We start from the raw sequence: 24,712 nt of genomic DNA on the forward strand, positions 1-24,712 counted from the left end.
TGTGAAAATAAAGAAATCATAAACTTTTGTTAACCATAGTACTTGTAGCCTGGGCTGTAGGCAATACAATCAAGTCTGAAATATTGACGTGATAGGGTCTGGTAACAACAAAAGCAATGATATCCGCAATGTCATCTGGGGTAAGTGGGTCAAAACCTTTGTATACATTATCTGCTCGATCATCATCTCCTTTAAATCGTACATTGCTGAATTCGGTTTCTACCAAACCAGGATGAACAGCTCCCACCTTTATGCCATATTGATTAAGATCAATAAGCATGGCTTTGTTTACGGCATCTACTGCATGCTTGCTGGCACAATAGACATTACCATTGGGGTATACCTCTTTGGCAGCTATAGAACCTATGTTGATGATATGACCCGTTTTTTGATTAACCATCTTTGGGATGATCGCTTTTGATACATACAACAACCCTTTTACATTAATATCCATCATAGCATCCCAATCCTCCAGATTTCCGGTTTGTATAGGATCCAATCCATGAGCGTTCCCTGCGTTATTGATTAAGATATCGATAGTATCGAAATCAGAAGGAAGACTTTCTATACCATCAAATACGGCTTGTTTATCTCTTACATCAAAAGACAAGGTATGTACTTGGGTATGTTCTCCTAATTCCTGTTGTAGTTGATCAAGCCGGTCTGCTCTTCTTCCGCATAGAATTAATTTGTAGTGTAATTTGGCAAATGCAATAGCAGTAGATTTTCCGATGCCACTGGTAGCACCTGTAATTAAGGCTGTTTTCATAGGTGAATACTTATTCTTTTTATTTTAGAAATTCTGATTACTAAAAATGGTCATACCAACCATTAGATATAGCAACATATTGGGAGTATTTACTTTCTTTAAAATCGTCTGTTGTAGCCAAAAAATAAAATATAGCTACAGCACAGACAAAAAAGAAAAGCTTTTGATCATGTTGGCTGCTTGAAATGCAACATCTATATCTAGGTTTCGTCTTTGAAATACTCATCGTAAAAACGATGTGTATCAGTATGTCCTGTTTTTTCTGAAACGAGCGTTAAATATACTGTAAAATTTGGGCTTTTGCTTAGTTATATAGGATATATTTAACCTAGAATTAACAGGGTGTCGAAAATTATTTTAACAATTTGCAATGTTGAATTAGTAATGTTAAATTCACGCTTTTAAAATTAAAAATAGATGGAAGAGAACAATTCTATTGATATAGCTTCAATCAACCAAAAAATAGAAAAGGAATCTGCGTTTGTGGATTTATTGACCTTGGAGATGAACAAGGTGATTGTGGGTCAAAAGCACATGGTAGAACGATTGTTGATCGGATTATTGGGTCAAGGACATATTCTGTTAGAAGGGGTGCCGGGATTGGCAAAGACCTTGGCGATTAATACCTTGTCGAGAGCAGTTCATGGTAGTTTCAGTCGTATTCAGTTTACGCCGGACTTACTTCCTGCTGATGTAGTAGGAACCTTGATATATAACATAAAAGAGAACGATTTCTCTATCAAAAAAGGACCTATTTTTGCCAACTTCGTATTAGCAGATGAGATCAACCGTGCTCCTGCAAAGGTACAAAGTGCATTGCTAGAGGCCATGCAGGAAAAGCAAGTAACCATTGGTGATGAGACTTTTATTCTGGACAAACCATTTTTGGTAATGGCAACACAAAACCCGGTAGAGCAAGAAGGAACGTATCCGCTACCAGAGGCGCAGGTAGACCGTTTTATGCTAAAAACCGTGATTGATTATCCAAAACTAGATGAGGAGCAGTTGATCATTCGTGCCAACCTGAAAGGATCTTTTGAAAAAGTAAATCCAGTAGTCTCTCTAGAGCAAATTCTGAATGCTCAAAAAGCAGTGAGAGAAGTTTATATGGATGAGAAGATTGAAAAATATATTCTGGATATCATTTTTGCTACTCGTTATCCAGAAAAATACGGTTTAGAAGATTTAAAACCTTTGATTAACTTCGGAGCTTCTCCTCGTGGTAGTATCAATCTGGCAACAGCAGCAAAATGCTATGCTTTTATCAAAAGAAGAGGATATGTAATTCCAGAAGATGTACGAGCAGTAATACATGATGTATTGCGTCATCGTATCGGAATTACGTACGAAGCTGAAGCCGAAAATGTAACTTCTGAAGATATTATCAATAAGATCGTTAACGAGATCGAAGTACCATAGGGTTTTTAGGTTTTCGAAGAATGATTACACAGATACTTAATTCAATCATTCGTCAAAAAATCAGAATCGTAAAGAAATGCAATGGATACTAAGGATTTACTAAAGAAAGTTCGAAAAATTGAGATCAAAACACGTCGGTTAAGTGATCATATCTTTGGGGGAGAATATCATTCTACCTTCAAGGGAAGAGGTATGACCTTTAGCGAGGTACGACAATATCAGTTTGGAGATGATGTACGTAATATAGATTGGAATGTTACCGCGCGTTATAATGAACCTTATGTAAAGGTTTTTGAGGAAGAGCGAGAGCTTACCATGATGTTGATGGTAGACGTTTCGGGATCTCAGTTATTTGGGACTCAACAACAATTTAAAAAAGAAATCATTACCGAAATAGCGGCTACTTTGGCGTTTTCGGCTACGCAAAATAACGACAAAATAGGATTGATTTTGTTTACCGATGAGATCGAACTGTTTATTCCACCAAAAAAGGGAAGGTCTCATGTTTTGCGAATCATTAGAGAGCTTTTGGAGTTTGAACCCAAGAGTAAAAAGACCAATATTACCGAGGCACTGAAGTTTCTTTCGAACGTAATGAAGAAGAAAGCCATCGTTTTTATACTGTCTGATTTTGTTGCAGACGAATATCAGCAAACGCTCAAAATTGTTTCTGGAAAACACGATGTAACCGGAATACGAGTTTATGACCGGTACGAAGAGGAAATTCCTAATCTTGGGATGGTGCAGATGGAAGACGAAGAAACCGGAGAATTGCTTTTGGTCAATACAGGTTCTAAAAAAATACGCCAGAATTATAGCAAGTACTACAACGAGCAGATCAACTATTTCAAAGATAGCTTTAATCGAAGTGGAGCAGGATCGCTAAGCAGTAGGATTGATGAAAGTTATGTAAAAAAATTACTAGGATATTTTAAAAGAAGAGGATAGTAGCACTATTAATGAAGAATAATCGATTACCACATACAAAAAAACAAAACCTAAAAGTAGTTCCGTTCTTTCTATGGGTAGTTTTTTCTTTATTGACTACCGCAGGTTATGCGCAGGTAAAGGGAACTATTGATTCCACTTCTATCAAAATCGGGGAAGAAATTCGATATAAGATGGAAGTGCAAGCAGATTCTACACAGATTGTAGTTTTTCCAGAAGGGCAGACATTCATGCCACTAGAGGTTATCGATTCGTATACTATTGATACGGCTAGAAATGATAACCGATACAGTCTTATTAAAGAGTACGCACTGACACAGTTTGATTCGGGACAATATACCATACCTCGACAAAAAGTAATGGTTGGGGATCAAGTATTTTTTACCGATTCATTAAAGGTAGAGGTGCGGGATGTTTTGGTAGATACCACCAAACAAAAAATGTATGAGATCAAACCTCTGGTTGAGGTTGATGCTTCTTTTTTTAATTTGAAAAAATACATTTGGTGGATTTTGATTCCATTACTATTGCTGGGAGCAATTGCATTTTTTGTCTTCCGAAGAAAAAGAAGAAACAGGCCAAAGAAGAAGAATTACCGGCCTACGAAAGAGCTATGCTTGCGTTGCGAAGAATAGACGAATCTCATTTACTTGAAGAAGATTCTCATAAAGAATATTACTCACAACTTAGTGATACCGCAAGAAAATATATTGATGAAGAGGTGTATGATCACGCTATGGAGAGTACTACCGACGAGTTGATCGCCAAGTTAGACGAAGAAATTAAATCCGGAGCACTGGATTTAGACAAGCAAACGGTAGAAGAGCTAAAGAGTGTTCTGAAAACTGCCGATATGGCCAAATTCGCTAAATCAAAACCAGATATTGGGACGGCAAAAGCGGATCGAAATGTGATCGAACGAGTGATTACCGAAACCAAAGAGGCAATTCCAGAGCCAACCGAAGAAGAACTTTTGGCGGATGAGGAATACAGAAAGACAGTTGCAGAGAAAAAGAGGAAGAAGAAGATTATTCTGGGAAGTTTGGCGGGAGTAGGAGTTGTTGCTATTACACTCATTGCTTTTATCCTAATCAAAGGGTATGATGTGGTAAAAGATTCGCTATTAGGTCATCCTACCAAGGAGCTGGCAGAAAGCCAATGGATATCTAGTGCGTATGGATCTCCACCCGTTACAATCTCTACTCCAAAAGTATTGATCAGAAATGAGTATCAATTGACTGAGGAGCAAAAGCAAATCCTTAAAGGAAACGAAACCTTTGCCTACGGAAGCATACTTGGTAATTTTTATGTAGTAGTAAGCACCTTATCTTACCAACAACAAACCCAGGTAGATCTTAAAAAAGCAGTAGAAGGTAGTGTAGGATATCTAGAAGGGAATGGAGCTAAAAATATTTCGGTGAAAAATGAAGAATACCAGACCCTGGGTGGTGCAAAAGGAGTAAAAGTGTTTGGAAATTTTGAGATTACCAACCAAGTAAAACAAACGACACAAAAGAATGAATATGTGATGCTTAATTTTGCCGAACAAGGAGGATTTCAGCAAATCACAGTTGTGTATGATATAGAAGATCGTTATGCCAGAGACGTGGCCCAACGCATTATTAATTCTGTAGAACTAAGAAATCCCAAATAGCAATGTTTGAAAACTTTACATTCGAAAATCCACAGTTTTTCTGGTTGTTTTTGTTGTTACCGTTGGCGATAGCTTGGTTCATATGGAAACGTAATAAACAACAGGCCGAGCTCAAAATATCTAGTATCAAAGGTTTTAAGGTTACTGGTAGCTGGTTAACAAAACTAAAACCACTTTTGTTTGCACTACGATTAATTGCAATGGCGTTAATTATAACAGCCCTGGCAAGGCCAAGAACAGTAGATGTATCTACAAAAACCAAAACGACCAAGGGTATTGATATTGTGATGGCTATCGATGTTTCTGCCAGTATGCTAGCCAAAGATTTACGACCAAATCGCCTTGAGGCCTTAAAAGATGTAGCAGCAGAATTTATCAAAGATAGACCTAATGATCGAATCGGGTTAGTGGTATATGCGGGAGAAAGTTTTACCAAAACACCAATTACAAGTGATAAATCTATTGTTTTGAATAGCATGAAAGATGTACGCTACGACAATGTTTTGGAAAACGGAACAGCCATCGGGATGGGATTAGCAACCTCAGTAAACAGGCTTAAGGATAGCAAAGCAAAGAGCAAGGTGATCATATTACTTACCGATGGATCTAATAATGCCGGGTTTATCGATCCAAAAATTGCTTCAGAACTGGCGGTAGAATATGGTGTTAAAACCTATACGATTGGCTTAGGAACCAATGGGATGGCTCTGGCTCCTGTTGCTATATTACCCAACGGTTCTTTCCAGTATGGAAGGGTACAGGTAGAAATTGATGAAGAATTGTTGAAGGAAATCGCCAAAGCAACCGGAGGAAAATATTTTAGAGCAACTAATAACAAAAAATTAGAAGAAATCTATCAGGAAATTGATAAATTAGAAAAAACGGATATCGAAGAGTTTAAGTTTTATAACTACGAAGAAAAATTCAGGTCCCTGGTGCTACTAGCCGGATTGTTGATTTTTGTCGAGTTTTTGCTTCGATACACCGTATTTAGAAGTTTTGTGTAAAAATTGATGAATAAAGGAATAATACTAGTTGGTAGTTCACGTAGTCATGGAGATACATCCAAAGTGGTAACATATCTTCAGGAGATTACTGGTTTTGAAGCTGTAGATCTTAGTCAGAAAGACATTGGTTATTTTGATTATGAATTTAAAAATAAGGATGATGATTTTAATTATCTCTTTAAAGGGATAGTACAAAATTACCAAACGATCATTTTTGCTACTCCTGTATATTGGTATACAATGAGTGCAACGATGAAGACATTTTTGGATCGAATTTCAGATTTTTTGTATCAGGAAAAGGACTTTGGTCGTATGCTTCGAGGGATGAATATGGGTATGTTGAGCTGTAGTAACAGTGATGATCGCCCAGAAGAGTTTCATTTGCCATTTTCAAGAAGTGCTTCTTATTTAGGCATGAATTATTTGGGAGATGTGCATTCCTGGGTAAAAGATGATGAAATTCCTGCTGATGTGAAAGAAAAGATTAATGCTTTTGCATTGCAGATAAAAAGTTGAGTTAATAATTGTAACAATAGGTGAGATCCATAGTTGTAATAATAGATGATAACACAAATAACATATGTATCTACTTGAAGAAAAAATATACTTTTGGTTATTACTGGGGATTCCGGTACTCGTACTCATGTTTTTAGGAGTGTTGGTATGGAAAAAGACGATGCAAAAAAAGTTCGCCAACCCAGAATTGCTGAAGAAATTAAGTCCTAATCGCTCTGTTTTCAAATCGATACTGAAGATTGCAGTAATTAGTCTGGCTTTGGCCTGCCTGGTGATGGCTTTGGTCAACCCAAAAATCGGAACCAAGCTGGAAACCGTAAAACGAGAAGGAGTAGATGTTGTTTTTGCTATTGATGTTTCCAAGAGTATGTTGGCAGAGGATATTGCACCTAATCGATTAGAAAAATCGAAACAATTGGTGACTCAGATTATCAATAATCTGGCAAGTGACCGCATCGGAATCATCGCATATGCGGCTAGTGCATTTCCACAGTTGCCAATTACAACAGATTATGCTTCGGGTAAAATGTTCCTTCAATCCATGAATACCGATATGTTATCCTCACAAGGAACGGCAATCTATGAGGCGATAGAATTGGCAAAAACCTATTACAATGACGAAGAGCAAACCAATAGAGTATTGTTTATTGTAAGCGATGGCGAAGATCATGAAGGAAATGTACAAGCAATTGCTGAAGAAGCAGCAGAAGAAGGGATCAAAATTTTTACCATTGGTGTAGGATCTCAAAAGGGAGGACCAATCCCCATAAAAAGAAATGGAATTGTACAGTCCTACAAAAAGAATAGCCAGGGCGAAACGGTAATTACAAAATTGAATGCGTCAATTTTGCAGGAAATTGCCAACGAAGCCGATGGCACATATATTGAAGGGAGAAATACCAGTAATGTGGTAGAAGAAGTAACGACCATATTACAAAATATGGATAAGAAAGAGTTTGAAGCAAAGCAGTTCGCAGATTTCAAAGATCAGTTTCAGTGGTTTTTGGGAGCAGGGCTTTTATTGTTGTTCTTAGATATTTTCTTGCTAGAGAGAAAGACATCCTGGTTAAAAAAGTTAAACCTTTTTAATGAGCAATAAAATGAAATATTATAGTATTATCATATCGTTGTTTGTATTTGGATTGAGTTTTGCACAAGAGCAGAACCTCGAGGAGTTGGCTAATGAAGCGAGACAATTTGTAGCAACAGGTAATGAGGTGCTTATCAGAGATGGTAATTTCCCAAAGGCTGAAGGAGAGTACAGAAAGGCTATTGCCAAAAACCCTGTAGATCCCACAGCAAAATATAATCTTGCCAATGCCTATTATAATTCCGAAAAATATGACGAGGCACATCTGCGTTATAAGGAGGCAACAAAAATAGAAACGGCGACCAAATCCGAAAAACATAAGGCATTTCATAATCAAGGAAATACCTATATGGAACAAAAGAAATATAAAGAAGCGGTTGAAGCCTATAAAAATGCACTTCGTAATAATCCCAAGGATGATGAAACTCGTTATAACCTAGCTTTGGCCAAAAAGATGCTGGAAGAAGAGCAACAGCAAAATGACCAAAACCAGGATGATCAAGATCAGGACCAGGATCAAAACGAAGATCAGCAAAATCAGGACAATCAGGATCAGAAAGAAGGAGATGATAAGCAGGATCAAAAAGGAGATGATGGTGACAATGAAAAGGATCAGCAGAATGATAAGGAAGAGGGCGAAGATGATAAGGATAAAGGCGATCAGGAGAAAGATGATAAAGGAGAGCCTAAAGACGAAGAAAAGGATCAGGGACAAGGTGAAAATGAAAAACAAGAACAGCCTCAGGATCAAAAACCACAACAGGCACAAGGACAGCTATCTCCTCAGCAGGTAAAAAGTCTCTTGGAAGCCATGAATAATGAAGAAAAGAAAGTTCAGGATAAGATAAATGCCAAAAAAGCACAAGGGCAAAAGGTACGTACCGATAAAGACTGGTAAGTATATCGTCTTCCCTAAAGCTTTTGATGAAGTGAAAGAGAAAAATAAAACGAATGAAACTAAAACTAATTTTTCTAACCCTAGTACTCGCAGTAACTCAATTCACCGTTGCGCAGGTAAAGTTTGAAGCTAAGGTGAGTAAGAAAAAGTTGGGCGTAAACGAAAGATTACGCGTGGATTTCGAGATGAATAAGGATGGGGATAACTTTACACCTCCTTCTTTTTCGGGATTTACGGTTGTAGGTGGTCCTAATCAATCCATTAGTAATTCTTGGATCAATGGTAAAAGATCCTATTCAAAAACGTTTAGCTATTTTCTAGAACCCACCCGAAGAGGTAGAATCACCATCAAACAAGCGACAATAGAGATTGATGGGCAAACCTATAAAACCTTACCAGTACAAGTAGAAATAACAGCAGCTGTCGATAAGCCAAAAGATGGAAATAACTCTGATTTTGTAGCCAGCGAGAATTTACATTTGGTTGCCGAAGTCTCCAAAGGAAATCCTTATCTCAATGAAGCGATTACAGTAGTGTATAAACTGTATGTAAGCCCAAGGATTAGCGTGAGCAATTGGCGCGAATTAGATAGTCCAACCTATAGTGATTTTTGGAGTCAGGCCATTGACATGAAACAACTGAAGATCGAAAATGGAGAATATAAAGGAGAACCTTATCGATTTGTAGTACTGCGCAAAACCGTATTGTATCCTCAAAAAACGGGGAAATTAAACATAGAACCTTTAACTCTTACGGTCTCTGTAGATGTGCCTACCAAACGAAGAGATATCTTTGGGGGTAGACTATATTCTACAGTAAACAAGACCGTGGCCGCGGGTAATAGAACGATTAATGTAAAACCTTTGCCACAACAAGGTAGGCCTGATGATTTTTCGGGGGCAGTGGGATCTTTTGATTTTAAGGTAACCACCAACAAACGAGAATTGGATGCTACAGAGTCACTAGAAGCCAAAGTATCGGTAACAGGTAATGGTAACCTGAAGTTGTTCGATTTACCAAAATTAAGTGTTCCCAACGGATTAGAGCAGTACGAACCTGAACATAATGAGCGTGTAAGAACTAACCTTACCGGAATGGCAGGAAATATTGGGGACACCTATACCTTGGTACCGCAGTATAAGGGTAAATATCCTTTACCATCGATTTCTTTCTCTTATTTTGATCTGAAAACAGAGAGTTACAAGCGCATTACTTCTGATGAGATCATAATTAATGTAAAAACAGGACCAGATGGTGGTGATGTGGTAAGCACAACAGAAGCTACCAATAGTGGCAAAAAGCTGGTAACACAAACAGGTACGCAATTCAGATTTTTGAAGCTGGATGCTAATCTCGAACCCATCCAAAAAGAACATTTCTTCAAGTCTACTGCATATTGGGTAGCACTAACGGCACCTTTGTTAGCAATTCCTCTATTCTTATTCTTTGGTAAGAAAAGAGAAGAACGTCTTAATGATGTCAGTGGGAATAGAGTTAGAAAAGCAGATAAACTAGCGCGTAAATACCTTTCTGAGGCCAAGAAAAATTTAGGAAATCAGAAAGAGTTTTATATCGCTATGGAGAGAGCACTTCATAACTATCTTAAAGCGAAGTTGCAAATCCAAACCAGTGAGATGAGCAAAGATCGAATACAACGATTGCTCAAAGAAAGAGATGTTGATGATACTACTGCAATAGAATTTATAGGATTGTTAGAAAGTTGTGAGTTTGCCAGATATACTCCTTCATCTACTTCGGCGATGCAGCAAGATTATGATAAAGCTTCTAGAGTGATTGCTAGTATCGATAAACAATTATAAAAATATACCGTGAAACAAATAGTTAACATACTAGTTTTTATAGCATGCTTCTCTGGTTTTTCGCAGCATACGGAAAAGTTTCAAAGAGCTAATGCATTATATAATCAGGAAAAGTACCAGGAGGCTATAGACGCCTATAAATCTATTTTGGATGCTGGCCAGGAGTCAGCAGCATTATATTATAATCTTGGAAACGCGCATTATAAGCTCAGTAATGTAGGGCCTAGTATTTATTACTTCGAAAAGGGGTTAGAATTGGCTCCAAACGACGAAGATATCCAAAACAACTTGGTTTTTGCTCAAAATGCTACAATAGATGCCATTGATGCGATACCAGAAGGATTCATCTCGGGTACCTTAAATCGATTTACCTCATTGTTTTCGTTTGATGGCTGGGCATGGGCTTCTGTATTGTGTATTATAAGCTTTGTAGTGTTGTTTATTTTGTACTACGTGGCTAGAACTTCCTCAAAAAAGCGTTTATTTTTTGTAGCTAGTTGGGCAATCGTTTTGATTGGATTATTCTCGATATTTTTTGCTTTCAGACAGTTTGATAACGCACAAAACAATCAGTTTGCGATCATTTTTGCACAGGAAACAACCATCAAGAGTGAACCAAATCTTCGAAGTGAAGATATTTTTCAATTGCATGAAGGAACAAAAGTAGAAGTTACCGAGACTGTAAATAATTGGAAAAAGATAAAACTTACCGACGGAAAAATAGGCTGGATTCCTTCTGAAGACCTGAAAGAATTGTAATATTCGGGCAAATTTACGATTGATTTAACAGAATTTGAAAGTAATACTGTTATTTTAGCTTCTCAAAATTTAGTATAGTCCATGTTCAAGCCTCAAATAGCTCGTTTGTTAATCATGTTAGGATTCCTTCTACATTTATCCTACTATGGGGCTGGATTAATTGATTTTTACGTTTGTGAAGATAAATCCTCTATCGTCTTAGAGGAAACAGAGAGTTCTGAACAGCAGGAAAAAGAAAATTCAGAAAAAGAAGACGTAAAAGAGAAAGATAAAATTTCACAAGACTTCGATCAAAGACTTACAAGATGGGTGGATAATAGTATCAATACGTATCCTGACCTGTTTACCTCAAATATTTCGGTATATCTGGAACATAAGACGCCTCCTCCAGAATTCGCCTAGTTTTTACCGTAACCAATCAATGATGTCTACTTGAGCATATACGCTTAGGTAGCGGTTGATATTGTTTTTTTACCGAAACAAAACATTTTTTTATTCGATTGTACTTTTTAAAACTCAGATAAAAGCACAAACAACCAAATAGATTTATATTATGAGCGTTTTTAAAACATTAAAAAATGATTTACCGGCAAGTATTGTCGTGTTTTTTGTAGCATTACCATTATGTTTGGGTATTGCACTTGCCAGTGGAGCTCCATTATTTTCTGGATTGATAGCAGGGATAGTAGGAGGTATAGTTGTAGGTATTCTTAGTGGTTCTCAAATCGGAGTAAGTGGTCCGGCAGCGGGTCTTGCGGCTATTGTATTATCCGCTATTGGTGCACTGGGAGGTTTCGAAAATTTCTTGGTAGCTGTAGTACTAGGAGGGGCAATTCAAATAGCTTTTGGACTTCTTAAAGCCGGAATTATTGGATATTATTTTCCGTCATCAGTAATCAAAGGAATGCTAACAGGTATTGGAATTATTATCATTCTAAAACAAATACCCTACTTTTTTGGTTTGGACAAAAATCCAGAAGGTAATTTTGCCTTTTTACAATTGGATGGAGAAAACACTTTAACAGAACTATTAAAGACTATAAATGCCGTAATTAGCGGAAATGTGAGTGTAGGAGCAACAGTGATTGCTTTGATCGCATTGGGGATATTAATCCTTTGGAATAAGGTTTTATCAAAAAAGGGTAAAATTTTCCAACTTATTCAAGGTCCTTTGGTAGCTGTTGTTGTTGGTATATTGTTTTATGTTTTTACCAAGGATGGTGCGTTAAATATTACTAAAGATCATTTGGTAGCCGTTCCTATTCCGGATGGTATTGATAGTTTTCTAGGGCAATTTAGCTTTCCTAATTTTGCTGTAATTACAAATACAGATATTTGGATCACTGCATTTACTATTGCATTAGTCGCAAGTTTAGAAACACTATTATGTGTTGAAGCAACCGATAAGCTAGATCCTGAAAAAAGAGTTACACCTACCAACCGAGAATTATTGGCTCAAGGAGCAGGAAATATGATTTCAGGATTTATTGGTGGACTACCGATTACACAGGTAATTGTTCGTAGTTCTGCAAATATTCAATCTGGAGGACGCAGCAAAATGTCTGCTATTATTCATGGTTTCTTTTTGTTGATTTCAGTTATCTTAATCCCAACGCTCTTGACAAAAATTCCATTATCTGTACTTGCTGCAATCTTATTTATTGTAGGATATAAATTGGCAAAACCGTCATTGTTTAAAACCATGTATAACTTAGGCTGGAAACAGTTTATTCCGTTTGTAGTTACTGTGTTAGGTATTGTATTTATAGATCTTTTATGGGGTATTGGTTTAGGATTAATGGTAGGAATTGTTGTTATCCTTATCAAGAGTTATCAAAATTCGCACTTCCTGCATATAGAAGATGTTAGTAATGGTAAGCATCGCGTAAATATGACATTGGCCGAAGAAGTAACTTTTTTCAATAAAGGAGCAATTCTTAAAGAATTGGATCGATTACCAGAAGAAACTTATTTAACCTTGGATGTTAGAAAGACTAGATATCTGGATAATGATATCATAGAAATTTTAGAAGACTTCTCTGAAAAGGCAAAGAATAGAAGAATAGATATCAAATTGATTTCTGAAAGAGGTGAGATTGAAAATCCTGATAGTTATATCCAGTTTTTTAAATTAAGACCTCGAACCACATAAAATTAATAATATTAGTAACTACACACATGAAAGCACTTACAAAAGAAACACAAGCAGCAATTACTCCACAAAAGGCAGTAGAGTTGCTTAAAGAAGGAAACGAAAGATTTCAAAAAAGCTTAAAAGCGGATAGAGATCTTTTGGAACAAGTAACAGATACAAAATCTGGTCAGTATCCTTTTGCTACGATATTGAGTTGTATAGATTCTCGAGTATCTTCAGAATTGATTTTTGATCAGGGGATAGGAGATATTTTTAGCGCAAGAGTAGCTGGTAATTTCGTAAATGAAGATATCCTGGGAAGCATGGAATTTGCTTGCAAATTGGCAGGTACCAAGTTGGTATTGGTATTAGGACACACGAGTTGTGGAGCTGTAAAAGGAGCTTGTGATGATGCAAAATTAGGAAACCTTACTGCATTGATCAGTAAAATAAAACCAGCTGTAGCAGCGGTTACCGAACCTGCTGACGCTGCAGAACGTACTTCAAAAAATATTGATTTTGTAAACGAAGTTGCTGTTAAGAATGTACACATGACTATCGATAATATTAGAACCCAAAGTGCCGTGCTCAAAGAGATGGAAGACAATGGGGAGATCCTGATTCTAGGAGGAATGTATGATATTAATGACGGAAAAGTGACCTTCTTTGAAGCATAAGACATTTATAATTTTTTAGAAAAAGAGCTGTTGCGTGTGTGCGACAGCTCTTTTTTTATTGGTATTTTTGATTTTGAAATAAGGAAAACAAACACAAACTATAACCAATATGAAGGGTTTTTTCAAACATTTAAAAGGGGACGCCTTTGGTGGGTTAACCGCCGGTATCGTTGCATTACCATTAGCACTTGCATTTGGAGTATCTTCTGGATTAGGACCTAGCGCAGGTTTATATGGAGCTATCTTCATTAGCTTTTTTGCCGCGCTTTTTGGAGGTACGAATACTCAGATTTCTGGTCCTACTGCACCAATGACTGCAGTAAGTATGTTAATCATTGCAGGTTTAATTGGTGCACACAACGGCGATGTTAATGCTGCATTGCCAGCCATATTAACCGTTTTTTTACTTGCAGGTATCATCCAAATTGGACTGGGTGCTGTTGGTGTAGGAAAGTATATTCGATACATCCCTTATCCGGTGGTTTCTGGATTTATGACAGCCATTGGGGTAATGATTCTTATTACGCAGTTCTTGCCAGCCTTGGGGTACTACCCAAAGGAGGATAAAGCTTTTGTAAGCAAGTTTATGCCTGAGGCAGAAGAAGTAATTTTGAATAAGATCCTTAAGGATGTAGCTGGTGAAGGGATTTTGGTATTAGAGGATTTTAAGGAAACGATCAAAAGAGCAGAAAAAATTACTCCAGGAGAAGTTGAATTAGAAGCTACTGCTTTGGCAGGAAACTACTCTTCTGGAGTGGTAGGTTCTTTAAAAAGTTTGCCAAACGCATTAGGAAACATCAACTACTTAGAACTCATACTATGTCTTGCCACCATACTGGTTATATATGGTTTTAAACGAATAACAAAGGCAATACCAAGCACTTTGGTTGCTTTACTGTTGGTGTCTGGTATCGCTTATGGGTTTAATTTGGATTATCGACCTATACAGGAAATACCAAGTGGGTTCCCAAAATTCAACCTTTCTATATTTTCGGATTTTAGTTTAGGCTCTGTGGCGCCCTATATTTTTTCGGCACTAACACTTTCTATATTGGGAGCTATTGACTCTCTTTTGACTTCGGTGGTAGCCGATAATATGACCAAGACTAAACACAATCCCAATAGAGAATTAGTGGGGCAGGGAATAGGGAATAGTATTGCTGCACTATTTGGAGGAATACCTGGTGCGGGAGCCACTATTCGTACTGTGGTAAATATTAATGCAGGAGGGAAATCAAAACTATCTGGTATGATTGCAGGAGTACTGTTGTTGATTGTTTTACTAGCTCTGGGTCCTGTTGCTTCGCAAATTCCGGCCGCTGTACTAGCTGGAATTCTAATTACCGTAGGAATCGGAGTAATGGATTATAAAGGATTAAGAGCCATCCCACATATGCCAAAAATAGAGGTGGTGATCATGCTTATCGTATTGGTATTATCCGTTACCTGGAATTTGATCTATGCCGTTGGGATTGGATTGATCATCGCATCTTTGATCTTTATGAAAAAAATGGGAGATGTTACTGCTCGACAATCAAAGTTAGTATCTCTGGATGGGGTAGAACATACTCCAAAAATTGAAAAACTATGGAAGGATGAAACTAATTTCCCAAAAGAGCTACAAGAAGAGATTTTTATCAAGCACCTTAGTGGACCTGTGTTTTTTGGAGCTACAAGCGAATTACAGGAGCTTGCCAGCCAGATCCCTGAAACAGCAGCCCATGTGATCATACGAATGGATAAAGTGCCTTATATGGATCAATCCGGGGTATATGTTCTTGAGGAGATTTTACTAGGTCTGGATCAAAAAGGTATAGATTCTTCTATTGTAGGGATACAGCAACAACCTTTGTATCTCACCAAAAAGATGAATATTATCCCAGATTTAGTGCCTGAGCATTTTGTATTCAAAGATTTTGATTCTTGTATTGGTGCGGTGCGTCAAATTGTAATCGAAAAGATAGGAAAGGGATAAATTTCCTAATCAATATGATGAAATAAGATATGCAAAAAGGCCTTTTTAGGCCTTTTGTTCTTCTGTATCTTTTCTCAATAAATTAGGGAGAACTGCAGGTGCAATTTTACGTACCGGTTCATACAGTATGGACGAATTTAAAGTCTCTTGTTTGATCAATGTAATATTTCGATTTATAGCATCTACAAAGATCAGGATAACACTGGCGATGAAAGCCATTTTTAATACACCAAAAGCACCTCCCAATATTTTGTTTAGTATACCGAGTGCTGCATAATCTGCAATCTTGGTCAATAATTTTCCTGCCAAAGAGACAAGGATAACAACCAATATAAACGTAAGTGCAAAAGCAACCAATTTCATAGCCCCTTCAGACCAGTCTACATATTCCTGCAAATACCCTCCAACAATATCAGAAAAATGGACTGCTATATAGATCCCTACAATCAAAGCTACCAGAGAAGCCAGTGAAGCAAATAAACCCTTGCTAAGGCCTTTTATCAATCCCCATAACAAAAGAATCCCCAAAATAATATCTATGTAATTCATTCATGCTCAATTATGCATTCAAATATAGTTGATTTTATCCCTTCCCTTATTCTGTTACCTGTATAATTCGAAAAACTGGATGATGGATTTCTTCCTTTGAAGTGAAAATATATGTATATTTAGCATATAATATATATAATATATACAATGAGAAAAATAGTTGATATCGATGATCAAATAATTCCTAAACTCAAACTATTAGCGGCTTTAGAGGATTCTAGTGTAAAGAAAGTAATGGAAGATGCGATTTCCTGGTATATTGATCATAAGCAAAATGAGCAGTTAAAAAAGATGTCTGCAGCTCAAAAAGAAGATCTTGGTTTGTTATTACTTTTACAGCAGGCCAATATGGATACCACGATCTCAGAAAAGGATTTGTTTACAGAATAGCAGCTTATGAAACTTTTGATATCCTCACAATTTGCAGCCGACTACAAGCAGACTCAAGACCCTTCTTTGCAGGAAAAACTAAAGAGTGTTTTTACTGCCATTAAAAGTGCGAATACTATCGCTGAGCTGCCTAAGTTTAGAAAAGTCACAGGTACGACAAAAGCTTATAAAATGGGTGTTGGGTTTTATTTCGTTTTAGGATCCATCACCAAAGAAAATGAAATCACATTGATTCGATTTTTACATCGTGATAGGGTTATTGCAGTTACAAATCAAAATAAGTAGGCCCGTTAAAAGTACATTCTAAAAATGAGATTAGGTGTAAACCCTAGAGATTCTTGTCGTAGTACCTCCAGTTCAATATCTCCGGTGTTTGGGTTTTCGTCAACCTGATAACTCACAGCTATAGGTACCTGTCTTCTATACAGGTTTTGGATAGATGCTCCTAATTGTCCTCTCCAATTTCCTATGGTATTAAAATTAAATCGATATATAGCAGATACATCCATTCTGTGATAGGCAGGAAGGCGTAAAGCGTTGGCAGCTCCAAATACAATTTCATCTCCCACAAGGTCGGCGTCGGTAAATGGTGCTCCAGAACGCCATAACCACCCTAAAGAAAACTCCCAATCATTCACTTTTAAGGTATTCGAAATTTGAAAATTGTGGGTAATATCATTGTTCCCAGGAAAAGGATTGACCTGAATTTCTGGGAATGTATATTCGATATCATTAAAGGTGTATCCCAGCCAGGTTCTAAAATTCTTAAATCGCTTCTTAATCAATACATCCAATCCAAAAACCCTACTTTCTCCAGTAGATAGATCTGTTGCTATGGCATTAAAGCCATTGGTGGCAGAAGTCAATCCTTCTATGTTTTTATAGTACCCATCTAGTTCAATATTCCAACCATTATTGGAAAACAGGAATCCTCCAGAAAACTGCGTGCTCTCTACTACAGGAATTTCTTCATTATTCGCATGAACCCACAGGTCATTGTTTAAGCGAAGCTGAGTGTCTTCAAATTCTACAAGTTGACTTATGGGCTGGTACCTAAGTTCTCCCGTTGCTTTTAAACGCAGGTGTTTAGCAATAGGATATTCTATATTCACTCTTGGTTCGATATAGAAATCATTCACCACCGAATAATGAGAGGCTCGTACTCCCAGATTAATGAGTCCTTTATTTTTGGGTAAAAACTTATAGTTAGCATAAATCGTATTCGCTGTGTTTTTAACCAGGTCTGTTTCATTCACTGGGTTCTCAAATTCACCATCGATGGTAATGGCATAAAAAACTTCATTGTTAGAAAATTGATACCCTAAGGTTAATAGGTGCTTAGGATCAAAATGATAAGTGATATTTGCATCTATACCGACATCCTCTACACGATTTTGTCTTATCGATTGTTCTTCCAAGATGTTTTCTTCTCGAATGGTAAACAAATAATCAGAATCAAATTTTGAGTAGTATGCTTTTAACTCATGATCCAAACGTTTGGATCGAGATCCTACCCAAGAAAAACTAGCGCCCTCATTGCTGATTTCCAAATCATCGGTAATCAGATCTTCTTCGTTGTCGATTTCAAAAGTGAGATCATTTTTGGTATAAATACCACTTACCATAATCTTATCTTTTTTTGAAGGTGCAATGATTAGTTTTGCGCTGGTATCATAAAAGAAGAAGTCGTTGAATCCAATGTCTTCTTCAATTTCTTCGTCCTCTTCTTCATCAACAGGACCTGCAGTATCAACAATTTTAGTGTTTTGAAATACTTTTTCAGAAAAAGCATCGTAGGTAGGCGTTTCAACCAAATCAGTATAAGAACGTCGACCAGAAACTACTAATCCTACTTTGTTTCCTAGAGGAGCCTTTAGAAAAAGATCAGCATGAGTGCCGTTAATCCCTACACCGCCGTTGAATTTTTCAGGAACTTCCCGATCACTAGAAATAGAAATGACCCCAGACACTCGATCCCCGTATTTGGGATCTGCACCGCCTTTAAAAATTTTTGCATCTTGAACGATATAGGGATTAAATGCAGATAGCATCCCGAATAAATGCCCCGTATTGTACATTTTAATATCGTCCCAAAGGATGAGGTTTTGATCTGGAGATCCCCCTCGTATCTGGATTCCGGTCACAGTTTCACTGGGGCTACTAATTCCAGGTATAAGTTGTATGCTTTGTAAAATATCAGGTTCACTTTGACCAGGTAAGATCCCTAAATTTTCGTTGGTGACCAAGAAAGAACCATCAATGCTTTTATCAATTCCTGTAGTAAGATATTCTACAATCAGTACTTCTTCTAGAGTAGTAGTGGTAACAAACATGGGTATTCTTGGGCAACTTCCTGTCTTAAAATCTGATGCTTTTATACGTTTATCTAGATAGCCAACATATTCGATTTGTATCATTTCATCCTGAGAAATCATTCCCAGTTGAAAAAAACCATCATCTGCTGCTATAGTTCCAGTTTTTGAGCTTTCAATACTAATAGAGGCAAAGGATAACGGTTCATTAGTACTTTCATCAAAAAGATATCCGCATACTTCGACCTTGTTATCTGGAGCACTAACAATCACTTGTCGATCCGATATTTTTTTGAAATTAAGATCGGTTAAGGATTTAAGGATAACAAGCAGTTCATCAATTGGTGTGTCTTGTATGGCTACAGTTATGATCTTGTTTTTAACGATATCATCACTAAATGAAAAAATAAGATCATAGGATTCAGACAACTCCGATAGAACTTGTTGTAGTGGAGTCTGTTTGTATTCTTTAACGATTTGTGCCTGTGTAGTGTAGCTGATTACCAAAAACAGAAATAGTATTTTTCTCATAGTAGGCAATTTTGGACTATTTTTAAATTTTTGGTCATCTGATATTGTGATAATTTATTTTGTGGATAGCGAAATGGTTTTGCCATTAATGACGTATTCGATGCCCATAGGCACCAACACAGATTCTAAGGCAATAGTAAGATCATCGTACACAAATCCACCCGTAAACAATTGCTCTTGATCAATAGCGGTACGAGTGATTGTGATATCAAATTGCCGTTCGAGTTCATCCAACACTTCCGAAAGAGGAACGCTGTCAAAAAGACTTTCTCCTTTGGTCCATAGGGGTTGGTTTTGGGTAACCTGAATATCCACCAGTTTTTTGTTTTCCAAAACAACACCTTGTCCTTTTTGCAGTACCTTTTGTTGGTTGCCCTGTGCTGAAACACGAACTTTTCCTTCATAACAACCTACCAGAAATTGTGTGTTTCTGCTTCTTACATTAAATTGAGTTCCTAACACCTCTATTTTCCCGGTTTCCGTTTCAACCGTAAAATTAGTACCCGAAGTCACCTTAAAAAAGGCTTCTCCGGTAAGTTTAACTTTTCTATCCTGAGACCAGAAAAAACGAGAATGCGATAATGTAGAGGCAGCATTAAGCTCCACCGAGCTTCCATCGGGTAAAACAACCGCGAGCTGCTCACCTGGCAAAGCAGTATAAGTAACTTTATTGAAGAAAATCCCTATGATTAATGCGATCGAGGCTGCTACTGCCAGTGCATACCACAATGGTTTGAGCGGTATTACTTTGGTTTTTGATTCTGGGGTTGGGGTATCGAGCCCTTCCAAAGTCGTATTTAAAGACTGTTTCAGATCAAAATCCGGAGCTTTAAAATAGGTCAATCCAGTTATGATTTTGTCATAATCCGCATACTCTGGAAGGTTTTTTAACTCCTCCAGATCTTCCGCATTCAGCTCATTATTCAGCCATTTTGCTAAGTATGTATTTTCATTGTCCTTGAGCATAATTTTTCTCTCATATCACCATCATAACAGTTAAGTAAAAAAATACCCTACCTAGCTTAGATGTTTTTTACCAATTTTCTTAAATGTTTTAGTGCGTTGTGCATCCGCTTTTCTACCGCTTTCACAGAGATATCAAGCATTTCTGCAATTTGAGCATATGTTTTTTTATCGATACGATTTAGTAAAAAAACTTCTCGTTGTCCTTCAGGAAGTTCTGCCAAAGCTTGCTGTAGTTTGTCCATAAACTCCTTTTCTTCCATCACAAAATCCGGGGCTTCAATATTCTTGTTTCTATGAGGTAGTTTTGAATATTCTAATCGAACCTTTTGGTGAGCTACCTGATTTAAAAATAAATTGTTGGCTACAGTACATAAAAAACCTTTTGCTTTTTCGTAGATGACCTTTTTGCAGTTATGCCATAGTTTGATAAAAGCTTCTTGCATCACATCCTCTGCTTGTTCTTTATTTCCGCATTTGTAGTAGATAAAATTTCGAACAGTTTCTGCATGGGTTTCGAACAGCGATGTAAAAACCGGACGATCACATACAGACTTTGAGGATTGCTCCATAAAAATTTTTTTTCGATTTCAGGTAGGGTGATTTTGAATTCACCTGTTATTAACCCAAAAATAACGGATTATGAATTCCCAAACAAATCTCAAAATTGTACTGATTCTTATTACAGCAATGGCATTACTGTCTATAGCTATCAAGGTGAAACCAGTATTTGATAACTATGACACCTTCAATGCTCAAACTGCTTTTAAGGTCAATTACAACTACTTTTTTAAAAGTGAAGATCAAAGTACTACAGTAAAAACCTTTATTCCTAAGAGTAATGATCGACAACGGATTTCAAAAAACAAAAATGTAAGTGATAGCACCTTGTATTTTGAAGAACGTACCCTGATAAACGGTAATAAAAAGGCAATTTGGAATACCAAAAAAGCAAATACCTACCATGCTTCGAACTACGAGTTCATCTTTGAAGGAAAGGAAAAGCGATACCAGATTCCCATAGATTTTAAAAAGCAACCTCAAGTGGATAAAAAGTATCTCATGCCTTCAAAAAACATTCAGGTTGAAGATGATAGGATAAGTACTCTGGCTAGGCAATTAGCCCAGGGAACACAAAATGATAAAGAACGTATCAAAAGACTTTTTGATCATGTGGTAAGCATCCCGTCTGCGCCAATTATAACACTTACGGATGCGGTAACCACTTTGGAACAAAATCGGGCTTCTTGTAATGGTAAAAGCAGATTGTTTGTAGCTTTGTGCCGAAACTTGGGATATCCAGCAAGAATAAAGGGAGGAATAATTTTGGAGAATATCAACAAAAGAACCTCTCATGTTTGGGCAGAGGTATTGATGGACACCACTTGGGTTCCATTTGATGCACTCAACAATCATTACGCATATATCCCATCCAACTATTTGGAAATCTACCAGGGAGATGAGTTCTTGATTACGCATTCTTCGGGGATACAATTCGATTATGCTTATCAGATTGATGCGTTGAATCATATCCCATTTCTGAAATTAAATTCTGAAGAAATCCGTGGATTATCCAGCGTTTCATTATGGCGATTGGTAGAAGGAAATGTGATTCCGCAAGGAGCACTAAACCTTCTTTTATTGTTGCCAGTAGGAGGATTGCTGATTGCCTTTTTACGAAACGTGGTTGGGGTAAAGACTTTTGGAGTGTTCTTGCCGGTATTGATTGCCTTTTCACTATTGCATACAGGTTTTGTATCTGGATTACTACTTTTTATCGGTCTGATTTTACTGGTAGGGCTGGTGTCCTATCCATTTGACAAAATAGGATTGCTCTATACGCCAAAACTGGTGATTTCTCTAAGCATTATGGTGGGGATTATGATTCTGGCCACGATGATAGGGATACGATATAACATCACTTGGTTAACGACACTCACATTCTTCCCAACGATCATATTAACCATTGCGGCAGAACGATTTTCTAGAGCTACCATCGAAGATGGGTACAAACTGGCTTTGGACAAACTATTCCAAACACTTTTGGCAACAACAGTATGTTATGGTCTTTTGTCATGGCAAGCGCTACCCGCAATTCTAATCATCTTCCCAGAATGTATACTGCTAATTATCGCAATGGCGATGCTGTTAGGACGATACATCGGAATTCGATGGGTAGAGTTCTATCGATTCAAACCATTGCTCAGATAAAAAAACAAATAAACAAACTATGCTTTCTACCATTATACCCATGAAATCACACAAAAAAACAAAAAAGGTCGTCGGCCTGAACGAAAGAAATATTAAGCTGATTTATCCTAATAATCCAAAAAGGTATTACCCTCTGGCGGATGATAAGGTGCTTACCAAAGAAATTTTGCATCAATATAATATCCCCTGTGCCGAAACCTATGCGGTTATCGAATACAACAGTGATATCAAATCTGCTTGGGAGCAATGTAAAACCTATGATGCGTTGGCGATCAAACCGGCACGGGGCAGAGGTGGAGGAGGAATTAAAATCCTTAAAAAGGATGCCGAAGGAAACTGGACAAGCAGTGGTAAAATTGTTACCGAGCGTCAAGTTTTTCAGCATATGGCGGCAACCATTATGGGGTTTTATTCATTGGGATCTCACGATAGAGTGTTGATCGAAGAATGTATAGAACCGGATCCTTTTTTTGATAAAATTTATCCATCCGGAGTGCCTGATTTTAGAATCATCACCCTTAATCAAACTCCACTAATGGGGATGTTACGAATGCCAACAGATCGTTCTGATGGAAAAGCCAATTTGCATCAAAATGGAGTAGGAATAGGGATAGACATGGAAAAAGGAACATTGACTCAGGTCTATGATGGTACTTCGTATTACAATTATCATCCCGATAGCAAATTTGTAATAAAAGATCTCCCAATACCCTATTGGGAAGAGATCATCAAAATATCTGTGGATACCGCCAATGCTTTTCCACTCAACTATCTGGGAGTCGATATTGTAATTGATAAGAACAAAGGACCTCAGATCATGGAAATCAATGTGCGTCCAGGACTAGGTATCCAACTAGTAAATCAACAAGGATTAAAGGAAACAATAGAGAAAACAAACCATTTAAGAGAAAAATAATACGCTATGCAAATACGAAAAGTAATCACGAAACTCTTCATACTATTTATAACCACAATGGGAATGGCCCAGAGTAAAACCTCATTAAAATTGGAAACACAAGGAGGTTATGAATATAATTATTTTAGAAGCCCCGAAGAAATAAGATCTGATGGACAACTCCTCACCAAAGAAGACCTTATTTCCAGTAGTACGTACCAAGATGTTTCCGGTATCTTCAGATATCGTTATAAGTGGGGGAAGAACAGGTTGCGATTTCTGGCCAATCCATTTTCCCGAATTTTTTATGAGAATATTGATGACAGTTACTGGAGTCTCAACACTACGGTGAAGTATGATCATAAAATTAGTAAAAGTTTGATTTTATTGGCCGAAGCACGATTTAAAAGAATGAATCGAGAAGGGTTAGGAGGAGATCAAAATGTATTGATTAATCCATTGGGGTATACCAATTATGGAGCATCTGGGGGGTTAGAATTTGTGCCTTTTACTGCCAACGAGATGACCATAAAAGGGTTTTATAATTTCAAAGACTTTGATGCTTTTGGAGTTCGGGATTTACAATTTAATGAATTCGGAATACAGTTCTCGACCGTACAATCTTTTATCGTAGATAGACAAGAACATCAAATAGGATTGACCGCCTATGTTAAAAAACGAAAGTATGACACTTTTAATGCCAGCGAGATCGATACCGATGGAGAGAGAGATTGGGATTATGTAAAAGCAACCCTTTTTTATGAGCTACCTATTGGAAATCGTTTTAAAATAAGCCCTGACCTGATGTACTATAAACGTATAGATAATTCTACAGATAGATCTGGATTTAATCAGTATGGTCCAGGAGTTACCATGGTATTCAAAAGTAAATTAACTAGAATTCGTTCTTCTTTTTCCTTCATAACCAGAAACTACGATGTGATCGAAGCAAGAAATACCGAAGAACTAATAGGCGAAAAGTTGAAGTATGAGTATGCGAATTTTGGGTTAGACATTACACATAAAATTGGCAATGGATTTTCTATATCTGGGACTGTATTTTCCAGAATACGAAGTACAAATTATACAGATATTGATGCACGTTCTTTTAGGAATTATAGAAATCAGTACGCCGGGATTGGGATTTTATGGGAATTGTGATTTTTCCCGGATTTTTATAGTTTGTTTTTTTAGG

General features: G+C 37.2%; 23 protein-coding genes. 18 read left to right on the forward strand and 5 right to left on the reverse strand.

Going from position 1 to position 24,712, the window contains the following annotated elements; translation table 11 throughout:
* Positions 1 to 16 precede the first annotated feature (16 nt).
* The gene (locus AC0L3Q_RS00910) at positions 17 to 769 is read right to left on the reverse strand and encodes an SDR family NAD(P)-dependent oxidoreductase (RefSeq protein ID WP_473284286.1); all 753 of its coding nucleotides are present in this window, start codon (positions 767 to 769) and stop codon (positions 17 to 19) included.
* 417 nt (positions 770 to 1,186) lie between these two features.
* Here AC0L3Q_RS00910 and AC0L3Q_RS00915 point away from each other — a divergent pair, with 417 nt between their 5' ends.
* The 13 genes from AC0L3Q_RS00915 (at position 1,187) to AC0L3Q_RS00975 (ending at position 15,666) form a co-directional block, all read left to right on the forward strand.
* A complete protein-coding gene (locus tag AC0L3Q_RS00915; protein WP_073315931.1) occupies positions 1,187 to 2,188 on the forward strand; it encodes an AAA family ATPase in 1,002 nt (333 codons plus the stop codon).
* Positions 2,189 to 2,269: 81 nt separating this feature from the next.
* Positions 2,270 to 3,136: a DUF58 domain-containing protein gene (locus AC0L3Q_RS00920; protein WP_473284288.1), complete on the forward strand. Its 867-nt coding sequence runs from the start codon at positions 2,270 to 2,272 to the stop codon at positions 3,134 to 3,136.
* Between the two features lie 505 nt (positions 3,137 to 3,641).
* Positions 3,642 to 4,790, forward strand: coding sequence for a hypothetical protein (locus AC0L3Q_RS00925; protein ID WP_473284290.1), 1,149 nt, complete (start codon positions 3,642 to 3,644; stop codon positions 4,788 to 4,790).
* 2 nt (positions 4,791 to 4,792) lie between these two features.
* Positions 4,793 to 5,797 carry a vWA domain-containing protein gene (locus AC0L3Q_RS00930; protein ID WP_473284292.1) on the forward strand — a complete coding sequence of 335 codons (1,005 nt, stop codon included), beginning with the start codon at positions 4,793 to 4,795 and terminating at the stop codon, positions 5,795 to 5,797.
* Positions 5,798 to 5,803: 6 nt separating this feature from the next.
* On the forward strand, positions 5,804 to 6,313 hold the full coding sequence (locus AC0L3Q_RS00935) for a flavodoxin family protein (RefSeq protein WP_473284294.1): 510 nt from the start codon (positions 5,804 to 5,806) through the stop codon (positions 6,311 to 6,313).
* Between the two features lie 64 nt (positions 6,314 to 6,377).
* Entirely contained in the window at positions 6,378 to 7,412 is a 1,035-nt protein-coding gene (locus tag AC0L3Q_RS00940) for a vWA domain-containing protein (protein WP_473284296.1), read from the forward strand.
* Entirely contained in the window at positions 7,402 to 8,301 is a 900-nt protein-coding gene (locus AC0L3Q_RS00945; protein ID WP_473284298.1) for a tetratricopeptide repeat protein, read from the forward strand. Before AC0L3Q_RS00940 ends, AC0L3Q_RS00945 begins: the two co-directional genes overlap by 11 nt.
* Before the next feature lie 53 nt (positions 8,302 to 8,354).
* Complete coding sequence (locus tag AC0L3Q_RS00950; protein ID WP_473284300.1) at positions 8,355 to 10,121, forward strand: BatD family protein; 1,767 nt, start codon at positions 8,355 to 8,357, stop codon at positions 10,119 to 10,121.
* Between the two features lie 9 nt (positions 10,122 to 10,130).
* The gene (locus AC0L3Q_RS00955) at positions 10,131 to 10,880 is read left to right on the forward strand and encodes a tetratricopeptide repeat protein (RefSeq protein ID WP_473284302.1); all 750 of its coding nucleotides are present in this window, start codon (positions 10,131 to 10,133) and stop codon (positions 10,878 to 10,880) included.
* 81 nt (positions 10,881 to 10,961) lie between these two features.
* Positions 10,962 to 11,282: a hypothetical protein gene (locus AC0L3Q_RS00960; protein WP_073315922.1), complete on the forward strand. Its 321-nt coding sequence runs from the start codon at positions 10,962 to 10,964 to the stop codon at positions 11,280 to 11,282.
* Between the two features lie 151 nt (positions 11,283 to 11,433).
* Positions 11,434 to 13,032 carry a SulP family inorganic anion transporter gene (locus tag AC0L3Q_RS00965; protein ID WP_473284304.1) on the forward strand — a complete coding sequence of 533 codons (1,599 nt, stop codon included), beginning with the start codon at positions 11,434 to 11,436 and terminating at the stop codon, positions 13,030 to 13,032.
* 26 nt (positions 13,033 to 13,058) lie between these two features.
* Complete coding sequence (locus AC0L3Q_RS00970; RefSeq protein WP_073315920.1) at positions 13,059 to 13,691, forward strand: carbonic anhydrase family protein; 633 nt, start codon at positions 13,059 to 13,061, stop codon at positions 13,689 to 13,691.
* A gap of 109 nt (positions 13,692 to 13,800) precedes the next feature.
* Positions 13,801 to 15,666 carry a SulP family inorganic anion transporter gene (locus AC0L3Q_RS00975; protein ID WP_473284306.1) on the forward strand — a complete coding sequence of 622 codons (1,866 nt, stop codon included), beginning with the start codon at positions 13,801 to 13,803 and terminating at the stop codon, positions 15,664 to 15,666.
* A 45-nt stretch (positions 15,667 to 15,711) separates the two neighbouring features.
* Here AC0L3Q_RS00975 and AC0L3Q_RS00980 read toward each other — a convergent pair whose 3' ends face one another.
* Positions 15,712 to 16,215, reverse strand: a complete 504-nt coding sequence (locus AC0L3Q_RS00980; RefSeq protein WP_473284308.1) for a CvpA family protein — start codon at positions 16,213 to 16,215, stop codon at positions 15,712 to 15,714.
* A gap of 147 nt (positions 16,216 to 16,362) precedes the next feature.
* Between AC0L3Q_RS00980 and AC0L3Q_RS00985 the strand changes: the two genes are divergently transcribed.
* Positions 16,363 to 16,605, forward strand: a complete 243-nt coding sequence (locus AC0L3Q_RS00985; RefSeq protein WP_473284310.1) for a hypothetical protein — start codon at positions 16,363 to 16,365, stop codon at positions 16,603 to 16,605.
* Positions 16,606 to 16,611: 6 nt separating this feature from the next.
* Positions 16,612 to 16,890, forward strand: coding sequence for a hypothetical protein (locus tag AC0L3Q_RS00990; RefSeq protein ID WP_473284312.1), 279 nt, complete (start codon positions 16,612 to 16,614; stop codon positions 16,888 to 16,890).
* A gap of 5 nt (positions 16,891 to 16,895) precedes the next feature.
* Here AC0L3Q_RS00990 and AC0L3Q_RS00995 read toward each other — a convergent pair whose 3' ends face one another.
* Genes AC0L3Q_RS00995 through AC0L3Q_RS01005 form a run of 3 tightly spaced genes read right to left on the reverse strand, consistent with a single transcriptional unit; the run spans position 16,896 to position 20,983 of the window.
* Entirely contained in the window at positions 16,896 to 19,448 is a 2,553-nt protein-coding gene (locus AC0L3Q_RS00995; RefSeq protein ID WP_473284314.1) for a TonB-dependent receptor domain-containing protein, read from the reverse strand.
* A 54-nt stretch (positions 19,449 to 19,502) separates the two neighbouring features.
* Positions 19,503 to 20,414: a FecR family protein gene (locus AC0L3Q_RS01000; protein ID WP_473284316.1), complete on the reverse strand. Its 912-nt coding sequence runs from the start codon at positions 20,412 to 20,414 to the stop codon at positions 19,503 to 19,505.
* Positions 20,415 to 20,470: 56 nt separating this feature from the next.
* Complete coding sequence (locus AC0L3Q_RS01005) at positions 20,471 to 20,983, reverse strand: RNA polymerase sigma factor (RefSeq protein WP_073315913.1); 513 nt, start codon at positions 20,981 to 20,983, stop codon at positions 20,471 to 20,473.
* A 70-nt stretch (positions 20,984 to 21,053) separates the two neighbouring features.
* Here AC0L3Q_RS01005 and AC0L3Q_RS01010 point away from each other — a divergent pair, with 70 nt between their 5' ends.
* From AC0L3Q_RS01010 to AC0L3Q_RS01020, 3 genes are read left to right on the forward strand one after another with little or no spacing between them, the layout of a single operon-like run.
* The gene (locus AC0L3Q_RS01010; RefSeq protein ID WP_473284318.1) at positions 21,054 to 22,622 is read left to right on the forward strand and encodes a 7TM domain-containing protein; all 1,569 of its coding nucleotides are present in this window, start codon (positions 21,054 to 21,056) and stop codon (positions 22,620 to 22,622) included.
* Between the two features lie 40 nt (positions 22,623 to 22,662).
* Positions 22,663 to 23,538, forward strand: a complete 876-nt coding sequence (locus tag AC0L3Q_RS01015) for a sugar-transfer associated ATP-grasp domain-containing protein (RefSeq protein WP_473284320.1) — start codon at positions 22,663 to 22,665, stop codon at positions 23,536 to 23,538.
* 6 nt (positions 23,539 to 23,544) lie between these two features.
* Positions 23,545 to 24,678 carry a hypothetical protein gene (locus AC0L3Q_RS01020; RefSeq protein ID WP_473284321.1) on the forward strand — a complete coding sequence of 378 codons (1,134 nt, stop codon included), beginning with the start codon at positions 23,545 to 23,547 and terminating at the stop codon, positions 24,676 to 24,678.
* Positions 24,679 to 24,712: the final 34 nt, after the last annotated feature.

The sequence above is a fragment of the Aquimarina sp. KJ22-3 genome (genome assembly GCF_055808215.1).